Origin of the sequence: Micromonospora sp. NPDC048843, from assembly GCF_040649965.1 — a bacterium.
Classification (GTDB): Bacteria; Actinomycetota; Actinomycetes; order Mycobacteriales; family Micromonosporaceae; genus Micromonospora; species Micromonospora hortensis.
This window is the reverse complement of the sequence record NZ_JBEZGJ010000021.1, coordinates 1-14,604: the sequence shown is the minus strand read 5'-3', so window position 1 is coordinate 14,604 and position 14,604 is coordinate 1. Positions and strand designations below refer to the sequence as shown.

14 protein-coding genes and 1 riboswitch are annotated in these 14,604 nt (G+C 72.9%); of the genes, 7 read left to right on the top strand and 7 right to left on the bottom strand.

Going from position 1 to position 14,604, the window contains the following annotated elements; translation table 11 throughout:
- Positions 1-3: 3 nt before the first annotated feature.
- Positions 4-630, bottom strand: a complete 627-nt coding sequence (locus tag AB0C20_RS07755; protein WP_053655020.1) for a DUF47 family protein — start codon at positions 628-630, stop codon at positions 4-6.
- A 127-nt stretch (positions 631-757) separates the two neighbouring features.
- Positions 758-1,699 carry a PPK2 family polyphosphate kinase gene (locus AB0C20_RS07750; RefSeq protein ID WP_357183760.1) on the bottom strand — a complete coding sequence of 314 codons (942 nt, stop codon included), beginning with the start codon at positions 1,697-1,699 and terminating at the stop codon, positions 758-760.
- Positions 1,700-1,888: 189 nt separating this feature from the next.
- Here AB0C20_RS07750 and sigJ point away from each other — a divergent pair, with 189 nt between their 5' ends.
- Positions 1,889-2,854, top strand: coding sequence for an RNA polymerase sigma factor SigJ (gene sigJ / locus AB0C20_RS07745; protein ID WP_357183757.1), 966 nt, complete (start codon positions 1,889-1,891; stop codon positions 2,852-2,854).
- 24 nt (positions 2,855-2,878) lie between these two features.
- Here the strand turns inward: sigJ and AB0C20_RS07740 are convergent, their stop codons facing one another.
- The gene (locus AB0C20_RS07740; protein ID WP_328651966.1) at positions 2,879-3,385 is read right to left on the bottom strand and encodes a DUF402 domain-containing protein; all 507 of its coding nucleotides are present in this window, start codon (positions 3,383-3,385) and stop codon (positions 2,879-2,881) included.
- 103 nt (positions 3,386-3,488) lie between these two features.
- On the opposite strand from AB0C20_RS07740, the gene AB0C20_RS07735 reads away from it, so the two are divergent.
- Positions 3,489-5,693: an ATP-dependent DNA helicase gene (locus tag AB0C20_RS07735; protein ID WP_357183752.1), complete on the top strand. Its 2,205-nt coding sequence runs from the start codon at positions 3,489-3,491 to the stop codon at positions 5,691-5,693.
- A gap of 12 nt (positions 5,694-5,705) precedes the next feature.
- Here the strand turns inward: AB0C20_RS07735 and AB0C20_RS07730 are convergent, their stop codons facing one another.
- On the bottom strand, positions 5,706-7,070 hold the full coding sequence (locus AB0C20_RS07730; RefSeq protein ID WP_357183749.1) for an AI-2E family transporter: 1,365 nt from the start codon (positions 7,068-7,070) through the stop codon (positions 5,706-5,708).
- Between the two features lie 105 nt (positions 7,071-7,175).
- On the opposite strand from AB0C20_RS07730, the gene AB0C20_RS07725 reads away from it, so the two are divergent.
- Positions 7,176-7,514, top strand: coding sequence for a co-chaperone GroES (locus AB0C20_RS07725; RefSeq protein WP_091402887.1), 339 nt, complete (start codon positions 7,176-7,178; stop codon positions 7,512-7,514).
- Between the two features lie 93 nt (positions 7,515-7,607).
- On the top strand, positions 7,608-7,775 hold the full coding sequence (locus AB0C20_RS07720; RefSeq protein ID WP_167337262.1) for a hypothetical protein: 168 nt from the start codon (positions 7,608-7,610) through the stop codon (positions 7,773-7,775).
- Between the two features lie 61 nt (positions 7,776-7,836).
- Here AB0C20_RS07720 and AB0C20_RS07715 read toward each other — a convergent pair whose 3' ends face one another.
- Entirely contained in the window at positions 7,837-9,327 is a 1,491-nt protein-coding gene (locus AB0C20_RS07715) for a PrsW family intramembrane metalloprotease (RefSeq protein ID WP_357183744.1), read from the bottom strand.
- A 23-nt stretch (positions 9,328-9,350) separates the two neighbouring features.
- A riboswitch (SAM riboswitch) is annotated at positions 9,351-9,471 on the top strand.
- A 70-nt stretch (positions 9,472-9,541) separates the two neighbouring features.
- Between AB0C20_RS07715 and AB0C20_RS07710 the strand changes: the two genes are divergently transcribed.
- Positions 9,542-10,786, top strand: a complete 1,245-nt coding sequence (locus tag AB0C20_RS07710) for an aminotransferase class V-fold PLP-dependent enzyme (RefSeq protein ID WP_357183926.1) — start codon at positions 9,542-9,544, stop codon at positions 10,784-10,786.
- 9 nt (positions 10,787-10,795) lie between these two features.
- On the opposite strand, the gene AB0C20_RS07705 is transcribed toward AB0C20_RS07710, so the two are convergent.
- Positions 10,796-12,031, bottom strand: coding sequence for an FUSC family protein (locus AB0C20_RS07705; RefSeq protein ID WP_357183741.1), 1,236 nt, complete (start codon positions 12,029-12,031; stop codon positions 10,796-10,798).
- A 106-nt stretch (positions 12,032-12,137) separates the two neighbouring features.
- Between AB0C20_RS07705 and AB0C20_RS07700 the strand changes: the two genes are divergently transcribed.
- The gene (locus AB0C20_RS07700) at positions 12,138-12,794 is read left to right on the top strand and encodes a metal-dependent phosphohydrolase (RefSeq protein WP_357567612.1); all 657 of its coding nucleotides are present in this window, start codon (positions 12,138-12,140) and stop codon (positions 12,792-12,794) included.
- Here AB0C20_RS07700 and AB0C20_RS07695 read toward each other — a convergent pair.
- Positions 12,766-13,050, bottom strand: a complete 285-nt coding sequence (locus AB0C20_RS07695) for a DUF4031 domain-containing protein (protein ID WP_357183734.1) — start codon at positions 13,048-13,050, stop codon at positions 12,766-12,768. The genes AB0C20_RS07700 and AB0C20_RS07695 overlap by 29 nt on opposite strands.
- Positions 13,051-13,118: 68 nt before the next feature.
- Between AB0C20_RS07695 and AB0C20_RS07690 the strand changes: the two genes are divergently transcribed.
- Complete coding sequence (locus AB0C20_RS07690; protein WP_357567611.1) at positions 13,119-14,519, top strand: FAD-linked oxidase C-terminal domain-containing protein; 1,401 nt, start codon at positions 13,119-13,121, stop codon at positions 14,517-14,519.
- Positions 14,520-14,604: the final 85 nt, after the last annotated feature.

The window sequence follows — 14,604 nt, the reverse complement described above, 5'->3', positions numbered from 1 at the left end:
GGCTCAGGACTCCTTGACGGCGATGGTCTCGACGGTGTTGGCCACGTGCTCGAAGGCGTCGCAGGCGGCCTCCAGCTCGTCGGCGACCTCCTTCATCTTCAGCACCGTCAACGCGTCGTACTCACCGGAGAACAGGCGGACGAGCAGCTGCCGGTTGATCCGGTCGCCCTCGTTCTCCAACCGGTTGCACTCGATCCAGTAGTCCTCGAGATCCTTCATCGACTTGAGCCGGGGCATCGCGTCGGCGGTCAGCTTGGCCTGCTGGTCGAGCACGTTGACCATCTCGTGCAGCTCGCGGGGCAGCGCCGGAAGCTCGGTCAGCCCGTACAGGTAGAGCAGGTCGCCGACCGCTTCCAGGTGGTCCATCACGTCGTCCAGCAGCGAGCCGAGCCGGTAGATGTCCTCCCGGTCGAACGGGGTGATGAAGGTCGAGTTGATCTTCTTGTACAGGTCGTGGGTGATCTGGTCGCTGTCGTGCTCGACCTCGGTGAGCCGCTCACTGACGGACTGCACGTCCACGCCGGGCAGGGCCAGCTCGTTGAGCAGCGCCGTGCCCCGGACCAGGTTCTGCGCGGCCCTGGTGAAGAGCTCGTAGAAGGCGCCCTCGGTGGGGCGGAAGGAAAACTTCACAGCACAGACCTCGTCGCGTCGGTGGAAGGGTGGCGGCACCCGAGAGCGCCCGCTCGGTGAATGCTAGGAAACGCCAGAACCGCGAATTCGCCGGCCCACCCCTGGCCAGGCACCATTCACCGCTCGTTCACCTGCCGTTCATCTCGGCCGCCCCACCCGCACCCACTCCCCCAGCCAGCAGGCGCTTCCGCTCCCGTGCAACGTCGAAATCGGCAGCCGGATACCCGAGACGGAGCGTGTCGAACGTCTCACGCAGCAGGTGGGCCACCGCCCAGTCCCGGTACCACTTGCGGTCCGCCGGCACCACGAACCAGGGCGCGGCGTCCGTGCCGCACCGGCTCAGGGCCTCGGCGTACGCGGCCTGATAGTCGTCCCAGTGCCCTCGCGAGTCGATGTCGGAGGGGTTGTACTTCCAGTGCTTACGCGGGTCGGTGAGCCGGTCCATCAGGCGCTTGCCCTGCTCGACGTACGAGATGTGCAGCATCACCTTGATCAGGGTGACGCCGCCCTCGGTCAGCTCCTGCTCGAACGAGTTGATCTCGTCGTAGCGGGCTCGCCAGGTCGTCTCCGGCACCAGCGAGCCGACCCGGGCGATCAACACGTCCTCGTAGTGCGAACGGTTGAACATCCCCACGTACCCCGGCGGTGGCAGCTCCCGGCGAATCCGCCAGAGGAAGTCGTGCCGCAGCTCCTGACGGGTCGGCGGCCCGAACGAGCGGATGTGCAGGCCCAGCGGGTTCATCGCGCCGGCCACCCGCTTGATCGTGCCGTCCTTGCCGCCGCAGTCCATGGCCTGGAGCACCAGCAGCACCCGGTGCGCCGGCCGCTCCGACCCGGTCTTGGCCATCGCGAAGAGCATCTCCTGTTGCCGACCCAACTCCTCGCCGACCAGTTCCACCTGCTCCCGCGCCCAGGTCTTCCGGTGCTCGCCGCGGCCCGCGGGCTCCGGCAGGCCGGGCATGGACCGCTGATCGATCGCGCCGAGATCCACCGGCGCGGTGACCCGCAGCAGGTCCCGCACGGAACCGCCGTCCGGTGCCACGATCTGCCCTTGCTGGGGTGCGCTCATGCACGGATCATCGCCCACCCACAGCCGTTCCGCCCGCCGAGGCCCACCTCCGAACCCGGGCCCGCTGATCGGCACCAACCGACCTGCGCCCACGGCAGGCACCGTCCACCGGGCCGTTTCGGGGCTGCCGGCGGGCCCACTCGGCGGGAGGATGTAGGCCGGGACGCCGACCGGAAGGGGTGGGGGGTCGTGCGGGAGCTGGCGACGGAGTTCGAGGCCGAGCGGGGCCGGCTGCTCGCGGTGGCCCACCGGATGCTGGGCAGCCGCAGCGAGGCGGAGGACGCCGTGCAGGAGACCTGGCTGCGCTACGCCGGGGCGCTGGCCGACCCGGCGGCCCGCGCCGAGATCCGGGAGCTGTCCGCGTGGCTGACCACCGCCTGCGCTCGGATCTGCCTGGACGTGCTCCGCTCGGCCCGGGTCCGCCGGGAGGCGTACCCGGGGCAGTGGCTGCCGGAGCCGGTGGTGAGCCCGTTGGGCGGCCGGTCGCCGGCCGACGGCTACGCGCCCGACCCGGCGGAGCGGGCGGTGCGCACCGACGAGGTCGGCACGGCGCTGCTGGTGGTGCTGGAGCGGCTCGCGCCGGAGCAACGGGTCGCCCTCGTGCTGCACGACGTGTTCGCGCTGCCGTTCGCAAGGGTCGCTGGGGTGCTCGGCACCACCGAGGTGGCGGCCCGGCAGCTCGCCTCACGGGCCCGACGGGCGGTCACCTCGGCGGACGTACCCCGGCACACCGCCGACCCGGCCGAGCAACGTCGGGTGCTCAAGGCGTTCGTCGCCGCCACCGAGTCCGGCGAGTTGGACCAACTGCTCCAGGTGCTCGCGCCGGACGTCGTCTTCGTCGGCGACTCCGGCGGGCACTTCCCGACCGCCCGCTGGCCGGTGCTCGGCGCGGACTCCGTGGCTCGCCTCACGCTCGGCCTGTTCGGCCGGACCGGCCGGTACACCGACCGGGTGCTGGCTCGGCCCGTGCTCGTCGACGGCATCCTCGGCCTACAGCTGGAGACGACGCACAGCGACGGGCGACCGATCCGCCTGGTCACCGCGTTCGCTGTCGACCAGGGCCGGATCACCGCCATCTACAACCAACTCAACCCGGAGAAGCTGACCGACCTGCCGCCGCTGAACGCCGACGACGGCTGGCCTCCACGCTGGTGAGCCGGCCCGAACGGGCGTGCGGCCTCAGACCACCAGAGCCAACCACTTGCGGTACGCGGTGGCGAACGGCTCGGTGCCGTCGCCCAGGGCCCCCAAGAGCCGCTGTGCTGCGGCCTCGGCCTCGGCCACCACGTCGTCCGGGTAGCCGAACCGGGCCCGGTGCTCGGCGAACTCGTCCTCGTCGAGCAACTCCACCAGGCCGGTGGCCCGACGCCGGACGACGTCCAGGTCCAGGTCGATCAGGTGGACGGTGTCGTCGGACTCCCACCGGGCCGGGGTCGTGATGTCGCAGTAGACCTCGCTGGTGCGGGGCGGGGGGTTGAACATGGCCGTCCACCAGGCGCGGTGTGGCACCAACAGCACGAACGGGATCTTCTCCACCGAGGGCCGGCCGTGGTAGACCGACTCGGTGCCCTCGGGCACGCCGAGCCAGATGCCGAGATCGTCCTCGGTGAGCCGGCGGGCCGGGTAGTCGCGGTGGGCGCTGCCGTCGTACTTGCGGTAGATCACGCGGACCATGTCGCTCGGCATGATTCGCACCCTAACCGATACAGCCCAACGCGTCGTAGCGCGGCCGTAACCGGACGGGGTCGGCCGCAACGCCCGGTCCGGTCGGCATCGCGCCACGCGGCGGATGGGCGCGGTCGGTGTCGGCGGCGCCGGGTACCGTCGCACGGTGACTCCGCCCCGCACCGCCACCGGTTCCGCCACCCCGTCGGCCCGTGCCAAGGGCCGGCGGCGGGGTGCCCGACCCAGTGGCACCGAGCTGCTGGCGGCGGCGGTCGGCGCGGTGCCCGGCGGCGCGGAGCGCCCCGGCCAGTTGCAGATGACCACTGCGATCGAGGAGTGCGTGGCCGGCGGCGAGCATCTGCTCGTGCAGGCGGGCACCGGCACCGGCAAGTCGCTGGCGTACCTCGCGCCGGCGCTCACTGTGGACGGCCCGGTGGTGGTCTCCACTGCCACCCTGGCGTTGCAGTCCCAGCTGGTCGACCACGACCTGCCTCGGCTCGCCGACGCGGTCGAGCCGGTGCTCGGCCGTCGGCCCACCTTCGCCGTGCTCAAGGGCCGCCACCACTACCTCTGCCTCGCCCGACTGGACAACTCCACCGAGGAGGAGCCGGAGGACACCCTCTTCGACGCCCCCGCGGCGCGCCCCGGCGGCGGGACGAAGTGGCTCGGTGAGGCGGGCCGGCTGGGCAAACAGGTCGAGCGGCTGCGCGACTGGGCCGAGAAGACCGCCACCGGCGACCGGGACGAGCTGGACCCGGGCGTCGAGGACCAGGCCTGGCGGCTGGTGTCGATGCCGGCCCGCGAGTGCGTCGGCGCGGCCCGTTGCCCGTTCGGGCAGGAGTGCTTCGCCGAGGCGTCGCGAGCCCGCGCCCGGGAGGCCGACATCGTGGTGACCAACCACAGCCTGCTCGCTGTCGACATGCTCGCCGACCGGCACATCGTGCCGCCGCACAAGCTGCTCATCGTCGACGAGGCGCACGAGCTGGCCGACCGGGTCTCCTCCGCCGCCCAGGCGGAGCTGGTGCCGGAGTTGATCGACCGGACCACCCGGCGGGCCCGTACGCTGCTGCGCCCGGAGACCGCCGAGGCGCTCACCGCCGCCGGCGACGCCCTGGCGGTCGGGCTGGCCGAGGCGCCGGCCGGGCGGATCACCGCCGGGCTGCCGACGCCACTGCGGGAGGCGTGCACGCTGCTCGACGCGGCGACCCGCTCCGCCCTCGACGCGATCGGCGACATCAAGTCCGACGACCCCGACCCGGTCCGCAAGCAGCAGGCCAAGGCCGCCCTGGACGAGCTCTCCACCACAGCGCAGCGGCTACTGGAGGAGGGCGACCACGACGTGGCCTGGGTGGAGAAGAACGACAGCGGCAACCGCCGGGCACTGGTGGTCGCGCCGCTGTCGGTGGCCGGCACCCTCGCCACCCACCTGTACGACGAACGCACGGTAGTGGCCACCTCGGCGACACTGGCGCTGGGCGGCCGGTTCGACACTGTCGCCCGCGCCCTCGGGCTGGACGCGCCACCGCCCGCCCCGCCGACCCCCGCCGCGGCCGCACTGGCCGCCCGCACCGGCCCCGGCCGGCCGGCTGCCGAGGCGCCGGGCCGTCGCCTCGCCGGCGACGTCACACCGAACGCCGTCGTCCCGGCCACCGAGGGCCCCGGGTGGCGGTCACTCGACGTCGGTTCGCCGTTCGACTACGCCCGGCAGGGCATCCTGTACGTCGCCGCGCACCTCCCCCGCCCCAGCGTCTCCGGGCTGCCCGAGGCTGCCGGAGAGGAACTGCTCGGGCTGGTCGAGGCGCTCGGTGGTCGTACTCTCGGGCTCTTCTCCTCCCGGCGGGCCGCGCAGCAGGCGGCGGAGCTGGTGCGCGCGCGGACCGACCTCCCGGTGCTGCTCCAGGGCGAGGAGGCGCTGCCGCTGCTGGTGCGTCGCTTCCGCGAGGAGCGCGCCAGTTGCCTGTTCGGCGTGATGTCGCTCTGGCAGGGAGTGGATGTGCCGGGCGACGCCTGCCAGCTCGTCGTCATCGACCGGCTGCCGTTTCCCCGCCCTGACGAACCGTTGGCGGCGGCCCGCGCGGCGGCGGTGGACGCGGGCGGCGGCTCCGGCTTCGCGGCGGTCAGCGTGCCGATCGCCGCGGTGCGGCTGGCTCAGGGTGTGGGCCGGCTGATCAGGGCGACCGGTGACCGGGGCGTGGTCGCGGTGCTCGACTCCCGGCTGGAGACGGCCCGTGGCTACGGACCGTTCCTGCGCCGCTCGCTGCCCCCGTTCTGGTACACGACCCGTCCCGAGGTGGCCCGCGGCGCCCTGGAACGCCTGGCCAAGTCCTGACCCGCGCCGGGTCTAGGGGGCCTGGGAGGCGACGACCACGGCGTCGGGCGGGGTGTCCGGCACCCTGCGGGCGGCAAGCCGGCGGACCGCTGTGTTCAGCACCGCGATGAGCGGCACGGAGACCAGCGCGCCGGTGATGCCGGCGAGTACGACACCGGCGGCGATGCCGATGATCACCGCGAGTGGGTGCAGGGCAACCGCCCGGCCCATGATCAGCGGCTGGAGCACGTGCCCCTCGATCTGCTGGACGCCGATCACCGCGCCGAGAATGATCAACGCGGTGACCGGGCCGCTGTCGACGAGTGCCACCAGCACCGCCACGCCACCGGAGAGCGCCGCACCGACGATCGGGATGAACGCGCCCAGGAAGACCAGCGCGGCCAGCGGGAAGGCGAACGGGATGTCGAAGACGACGAGGAAGATGCCGATGCCGACCGCGTCGATGAAGGCGACCAGCACTGTCGCGCGAACGTAGGCGACAAGCGTCTGCCAGGAGGCGCGGCCCGCGTCGTCGACCTTCCACCGTGCGGCCACCGGCAGCAACCGGACCAGGAAACGCCAGATCCGGTTGCCGTCACGCAGGAAGAAGAACGTCGCGAAGAGCACCAGCAGCGTGCCGGTCAGCACCTCGGCCAACGTCGCGGCGGTGCTCAACGCGCCGCTGGTGAACCTCGAGGTGTTGTTGTTGATCCAGCTCTGCGCCTCGTCGATGTAGCGGTCGAGTTGCCCGTCGGAGAGGTGCAGCGGGCCTGTCTTCAGCCAGTTCTGGATCTGCCGGACGCCCTCGGAGGACTTCTCGCTCAGTTCCGGTACACCACGAATGAACTCGTTGACCACCAGCGTCAGCGTGCCGATCACCGCGGCCAGGCCGCCGACCAGCACCACCGCCGTCGCCAGCGACCGGGGGAACCGGGCCCGCAGCAGCCAGCCCACCGCCGGGGCGAGCAGCGCGGAGAGCAGCAGCGCGATGGCCAGCGGAATGATCACGATCTTGACCGTGCCGACGATCCTCAGCAGCGCCCAGGCCACCACGCCGATCACGATCAGTCGCCAACACCACGCGGCGGCGATCCGCAGCCCGTGCGGCACGTCGGCGTCGTCCCGGCTGGAGGTGGAGCTGTGCAGGTCCACCGGAGGTTCCGCGCCGTAGACCGTGGCGCTCGGAGGCGCGGTCGGCCCCGGCACTGCCGGCGACGCCACCCGGGCCGCCTCCGACGCGTCGTTCAACGCGTCACTGGAGACGCCCTCGTCGGCGCGCGCCGACTCCTGTCGTGACTGGTAGGCGCGGCGAAGCCGCCCGCGTACCCGCTCGAAGCGGCTCAAGCGCACCTCCTGGCAGAAAACCCGGCCCGCCGACGGCGACAGGTCGGACAGCATACGTCCGTTCCCGACACCGTAGGGCGGTTCCGCCACACAATGCCCCGACCACCTCCGGCGTAACCACCGGCCGGCCACCGTCGGCCACACGGTAGCGTCTGCGACGTGACCGCCGACAACGATCTCGACGCCGGCCTGCCGATCCGCCTGCTGCACGACCGTGTGCTGGTGCGGATGGAGGGCAGCGAGGGCGAACGCCGCTCCACCGCTGGCATCGTCATCCCGGCGACCGCCGCGGTCGGCAAGCGCCTCGCCTGGGCCACAGCGGTCGGGGTGGGGCCGAACGTGCGCGCCATCGTCTCCGGCGACCGGGTTCTCTTCGACCCGGACGAGCGCTCCGAGGTCGAGCTGCACGGCCGCGGTTACGTGCTGCTGCGGGAGCGGGACGTGCACGCCGTGGCCGCCGAGCGGATCGAGAACGACTCGACCGGCCTCTACCTCTGACGCACCTCCCCCGGCCCTCAGGCCCCGTCGCGCACCGTTTGCCCAGCCGCACGACGGGAAGCCATCCGGCGACCGTGGCCCTGGGGAGGGACGATGCCGGTATTCGTGAAGAAGCTGTTGACCTGGGGCAGTGTCGCGTTCCTGATCTACTTCATGGCCTTTCGGCCGGACGGCGCCGCGCAGATGTTCCGGGCGATCGGGGCCGCGCTGATAGCGATGTTCCAGGGCCTCGGTGACTTCCTCACCTCGCTGATGACCTGAGCCCGCACTGCTGACCTGCCGTCAGCAGTGCGGTCAGCAGCCAGGTCGCGGGCCGCAGCTGTCACTGGTGCGTCGGCGGCCACGGAGACGCCGGGCGCAGGCCGGGCCAACCGGGCGGGGCGTACCCCACCGGAGCCGGGGCGGGAGCCAGCACCACAGGGATCGGCACCACCGGCTCGTCCGGCGCGTCCACCGCGCGCTGCGTGCCGTCCGGGAAGCGCAGGTGGTAGCGGCTGCCGTCCCAGACTCCCGCCGGGGCCTGCGGGTCCCTACCCACGAAGAACGACCGGTACTCGATGATCGCGTCCAGCATCTCCCGCTCCTCGCGAGCGGTCCGCTCCTGGTCGGCGGGTTTGCGGTCCAGGCCGCGCAGCGTCCCGTCGCGCAGCAGTGCCAGCCGGGTCGCCGCGGACTGGTAACCCCGCATCGCCCGCACCCCGGCGTCGCCGGCCACCCGCCGCGCCCAACTGCGGGCGGCGTGCCGCCGGCCGAGACTGCTCAGGGCGGCCACCTCGGGCGGGCTGAGCCAGCCGGCGCGGACGTAGTCGGGTAGGACCCGCTCGGTGAGCCGCCCCTCCCAGGCACGCAGCCACAGCGCCAGCCCCACTGTGCCGAAGAAGACAGGCACCATGAGGCCCAGGAAGCCGTACAGCATGATCATGGCCTCGCCGGTGGCCTGGGTCAGCGTGGGCAGCAGGTTCCACGTGCCGTGCAGCATCATCGCCAGCAGAAGGCCGGCGATCGGGGCGAGCACCCGGATGCGCCGGTCGGCCGTCCGGGAGGCGATACCCAACCCCACACCGGTCATCGCCGTGAAAAGGGGATGGGCGAACCCGAACAGCAGGATCCGCAGGATGAAGATCGCGATGACCTGCTGGATGCCGGTGGCCGGGCCGTACCGGTCGGCGCCGGACGCGTACCCCAAACCGCCCAGGTAGAGGATGTTCTCCACCATCGCGAACCCGACCGCGGCGAGCCCGCAGTAGACCAGGCCGTCGGTGATCCCCGACCACTCGCGGCGGCGGAACACCAGCAGCAGGATCGGGCCCAGCGCCTTGGTCAGCTCCTCGATGAACGGCGCCACCAGCACCCCGGTGAGCGCGGACGGCAGGCCCCAGTCGGCGAAGCGGTTGGCCGCGAAGTCGTTGACGGTGAGCGAGGCGGCGGTGGAGACGAACGCACCCCAGGCAAAGCAGAAGATCAGATACTTCAGCGGCTCCGGTTCGTACCGGTCCAGCCAGAGGAAACAGCCGACCAGCACCGGCACCGGCAGGATGGCGGCGACCACCCCGATCAGCAGGGCCTGCACACCGAGCGACTGGCCGAGCGTGAAGACCATGAAGACCGCGCACGCCGCGATCAACAGCACCACCCCGGCCAGCACCAGGAACCGCCGCCAGCCCAGTCGGCGCAGCGGCATCCGGGGCGTCTCACCCGTGGGCGGGACGGCGGGCGCAGGCGCGGCGGCGGGCGACTGCGGCAGCGGTGAACCGGGCGGGGTGTCGGCCATGCGGTCAGCGTAGCCATCCGCCGCCGGCTGGTTTGGTCGCATCGGTAGCCGCTATGCTGCCGGCAGGTCACGAGTGCCAGCGTTCAGCCCCGGCTTGCTGGCCGGCAACCCTCGTCGAGTTCGCGGTGGGGTGCCCCGGGTGATGACCGGGCCCAGCCCGATCGGTGTGCTGGGCAAGCGCGGACCCCGTCCCGATGTCGCACCCGGGGTCCCTGACCCCGGAGGTTCCGGCGTGTCCGTCACTCTCGTCCCCTCGCTGCCCAGCCTGCCCACGGTGCCGTCGGTGCCGTCCGCGCCCCTCGACGTCCTCGGCGTGCCCGGCGAGGTCAACCTGGACTACGCGGCCAGTGCGCCGTGCGCGCGGGCCGCCGCCGACGCGGTGGCCGAGCTGCTGCCCTGGTACGCCAGCGTGCATCGCGGAGCGGGAGCGCTGTCGCGGCGCTGCACCCTCGCGTACGAGCAGGCCCGGCAGACGATCGGCGACTTCTTCGGCGCTCGCGCCGACGATCATGTGATCTTCACCCGCAACACCACCGACGCGCTCAACCTGCTGGCGCGGGCCGTGCCGGCCGGCACCACCGTTGTCACTTTCGCCGGCGAACACCATGCCAACCTGCTGCCCTGGCCGCGCGGGTCGGTGCGTCTTCCGGTGCCCAGCGACCCCGACGGGGCGGTACGCGATCTCGCCGCCGCCCTCACCGAGCTGCGCCGGGGCAGCAGCCCGGCATTGCCGGTGCTGGTCGCGGTGACCGGTGCGAGCAACGTGACAGGTGAGCGGTGGCCGGTCGCCGAACTGGCGCGGGTGGCCCACCGGCACGGCGCCCGGATCGTGCTCGACGCCGCGCAGCTAGCCCCGCACGCCCCGGTCGACCTGCTCGCGCTCGACGTCGACTACCTGGCGGTGTCCGGCCACAAGCTGTACGCGCCGTTCGGCGCGGGCGTGCTGATCGGTCGGGCCGACTGGCTGGACGCCGCCCCGCCCTACCTGGCTGGCGGTGGCGCCACCAGCCACGTCGGGCCGGCCACCCACGACGTGACCTGGGCGACCGGCCCGGCCCGACACGAGGGCGGCACCCCGAACCTGCTCGGAGCGGTAGCGCTGGCGGCCGTGTGCAAGGCGCTCGACGAGGCGGACCAGGGCGCGCTGGCCGCCCACGAGCAGGCCCTGCTGGCCCGGCTACGGACCGGCCTCGCCGCCCTGCCGCACGTCGTCGAGCTGCGCACCTTCGGCCCGGACGCGCCCCGGGTCGGCATCGTCTCGTTCGTGGTCGCCGGCTGGGACTCCACCGCTGTGGCCACCCGGCTGGCGGCCGAGCACCACATCGGCGTACGGGACGGGTTGTTCTGTGCCCACCCGCTGGCCCGGCGTCTGCTCGGCGAGGCGGCGGGGCGTACCGGCCGGCGGGACCTGCCGCCCACCGCACTGCGTGCCAGCATCGGGCTGGGCAGCACGGCCGCTGAGGTGGACCGGCTGCTCGCGGCGCTGGCCGAGCTGGGCTGAGGCCGGCGTTCAGCCGACCGGCGGGGCGGTGGGTGGCTTCGGCGCCTCGTCGTGCTCGGCAGGCTCACCGACCGGGCGCTCCTGCTCTCCGAAGGCGGTGCGGATCCACCGGTTCGCCTCCTCCTGCTCGATCCCGGAGGCGACCAGCAGGTCGCTCGCGGTCGTCCGGATCTGGGCGATCACCACGCTGCCGGAGAAGCCCACCCCGGCGCCGTACGCCCGGCCGGCCTCGCTGACCGCCCGCAACGACCGCTCCCGGGCCTTCTCCGGCTCCTCACCGGCGGCGAACTCGTGCTTGAGCAGCCGGACCGACTCGGCGAGGTGGCCGATCGCGTCCGGCATCGGGTCGGGCACCGGTTCCTCGTCCTCGACCAGCGTGACGGACCGGCGGATCAGCGTGCCGCTGTTGCGCATCGCCCTGTCGATCGGGTCGGCCGCCTCGGCGTAGTGGGTCAGTTCGTCGCGGCGGTGCCAGCGGGCCGGGGAGAGGGTCGCGGTCTCCTTGGCCCCCTCGATCGCCTCGCCCAACGTGGCCAGCTCCTCCTTGTTGTTGCGCAGCCTCTCCAGTGCGCCCTGAATGGTGGCGCGATTCCGGTTGCGCAGCCCGTCGGCGGTGGCGTCGAGCTGGGCGGCGAGCAGGTCCAGGGCGGGGCGGGCCGCCCGGTTGATAACTCGGAGCGGGTTCAGTGGCAGCAGCACCGCCGTGACCAGCAGCGCGATCCCACCGCCGAGGAACGCGTCGACGAAGCGGGGGATCTCTAGGTTCTGGGTCGACGGGCTCAGCGTCACGATCAGCACCGCCGTGGCCGCCGCCTGGATGACGATGGCCACGCTCGCTCCGGCGAAGATGGTGAGCAGGATCGCCACTGTGACCACCAGGCCGAGCTGCCACGCCCCGGTGCCGAGCAGGTAGATCAGGAGATCGCCGACGGCTACCCCGACCCCCACCCCGACGATCAGCTCGATGGTCCGACGGAACCGCTGACCGACCGACGCGGCCAGGGTGCCGACCGCGGAGATCGGCGCGAAGACCGGTTGCGGGTTGCCGAGTACCTTGTGCGAGATCAGGTACGCGAGCCCGGCGGCCAGCCCGGCCTGTACGGCGAGTCCGCCGGCCATCCGTACCCGGTGCAGCCGATCGTGCAGGGTGGCGCGACCGCGGTGACGCAGTTGTTCGGTGGCCTCGGCGATCCGCGCGCCGTCGATGTCCACCAAACCGTCGCGCAGCGCGGTACGTCGCACCATCGGCTGTCGCTTGTCCCGGGCCACGGCCATGGGCGCGACTACCCGTGGTGGGCCCGCTGAACCCTCCCTTCCCGCGCGTCGCGGGCCAGTGCGGGAGACTCGGGCGGTGGTTGATCTGTTGGATCGGTGGCGGGCGGCGGCCCATGGTGCCGGCGCGAGGCCAGACCCGGCCACGACCAGGGCCGGGGAGCAACTGATAGTTCGGTGGCGGGAGCCGCACCGGCACTACCACACGCTGGCCCACCTGACGGCGGTGCTCGATGTGGTGGACCAGCACGCCGACCTGGCCGCTCATGCCGGCCCGGTGCGGCTCGCGGCCTGGTTCCACGACGCTGTCTACGACCCCCGGGCCGCTGGCGACGCCAACGAACGGGACAGCGCCGCACTGGCCGAGAGCGTGCTCACCGGGCTCGGAGTGCCGGCGCCCACGGTGGCCGAGGTGCGCCGGCTCGTGCTGCTCACCGCCGGGCACACGGTGACGCCGAACGACCGGGATGGCGCGCTGCTCTGCGACGCGGACCTGGCCGTTCTGGCCGCCCCGCCGGCCCGCTACGACCGTTACGCGGCGGCGATCCGCCACGAGTACGCCCACGTGCCGGAGCCGGCCTTCCGGGCTGGGCGGGCCGCCGTGTTGACCGGCCTGCTGTCGCTGCCCGCGCTGTTCCGGTGCCCACCGCTGACGAGCCGGTGGGAGGAGCCCGCCCGGGACAATGTGCGCCGCGAGCTGACCGCCCTCACCGGGGTGCCGAAGAACGCTGGTTGACCAGGTGCTTCGGCCGACGCAGGTCGGCGGCGCGGAGCAACCGGACCAGCTCCCGGCTCGGCACCACCTGGGCGCCGAGCCACACCGCCGCCGCGAAACGGTCCGCCGGGATGTCGTAGTGGTCCCGGTCGAAGCCGCGCCGGGGCGCGCCGAGCGCCTCGGCGAAGGCGTGCAGCTCGGCGTACGAGACGTCACTGATCAGGTGCGACCAGAGCCGACCGCGCCACGGCCAGGCCGGCCGGTCCAGGTAGAGCATGGTGCCCAAGTTATCCCGCCCAGTCGATCATGTTGATGATCGCCGGTCGGCGACCTAGCCTCGGCTGCATGGCCCCCACCGCGCTCCTCGACGACCTGCGCGCCGCGCTCGGTGACGACGCCGTGCTCACCGACCCGGACCTGCTGCGCATGCACCAGCGGGACGAGGCCGACCTGTGCGCCGCCGGCGTCCCGCTCGTGGTGACCCGCCCGCGCGACACCGAGCAGGTGGTCGCCGTGATCCAGGCGGCGGCGCGGCACGGCGTACCAGTGGTGCCGCAGGGCGCGCGGACCGGGCTGGCCGGCGCGGCGAACGCTGTGGACGGCGCTGTGGTGCTCAGCACCGTCGCGATGAACGAGATCCGGGAGATCGACCCGGTGAGCCGGATCGCTGTGGTCCAGCCCGGGGTGGTCAACGCGGCGCTGGCCGGGGCGGTGGCGAAACAGGGCCTCTGGTACCCGCCGGACCCCGGCTCCTGGCAGTCGTCCACGATCGGCGGCAACGTGGCCACCAACGCCGGCGGCATGTGCTGTGTGAAGTACGGAGTGACCACCGAGTACGTGCTCGGCCTGGAGGTGGTGCTCGCCTCCGGTGAGGTGCTGCGCACCGGCCGGCGTACGGCCAAGGGGGTGGCCGGCTACGACCTGACCCGACTGTTCGTCGGTTCGGAGGGCACCCTCGGCGTGATCACCGAGGTGACAGTGGCGCTGCGGCCCGCCCCGGCCGACTCGCTGACCCTGGTGGCGGTCTTCCCCTCTACCGCCACGGCCGGCGCGGCGGTGGCCGAGATCGCGGCTCGCGGGCTCACTCCCAGCCTGCTGGAGTTGCTGGACCAGACCCACCTGCTGGCGATCGAGGCGTACCAGCCGATGGGGTTGCGGACCGACGCGCAGGCCCTGTTGTTGGCCGCCGCCGACACCGGCTCCCGGGCGGCGGACGATCTGGCCGTGCTGGCCGAGGTGTGCGAGGCCGTCGGCGCCGACGAGGTCTACGCGGCCACCGACGCGGTGGAGGCGGCGGCGCTGCTCCAGGCTCGCCGGTTGGCCCACCCGGCCATGGAGAAGTTCGCGGCGGACGCCTACCCGGGCGGCAACGGCGGTCTGGTGATCGACGACGTGGCGGTGCCGCGCGGCGCGCTCGCCGCGCTCCTGGACGGGGTCGCCCGGATCGCTGTCGAGTGTGAGGTGCCGATCGGCGTGGTGGGGCACGCCGGGGACGGCAACATGCACCCGAACATCGTCGTCGACCGGGCCGACCCGGCGAGCGTGGAACGGGGTCGGCGGGCCTTCGACGAGATCATGCGGCTCGGCCTGGACCTGGGCGGCACGTGCACCGGCGAGCACGGGGTGGGGCTGCTCAAGCGGGACTGGCTGGCCCGGGAGATCGGGCCGGTCGGTGTCCGGGTGCATCAGGCGATCAAGTCGGCGCTCGACCCGGCCGGCCTGCTCAACCCGGGCAAGGTGCTCTGACCGGCTGCGGTCAGCCCTTGACCTCGGCCGGGGTCGCGCAGCGATGGCGGCCGGCATCCAGAGCCTCGCCCGAGGCGCCGGCAAG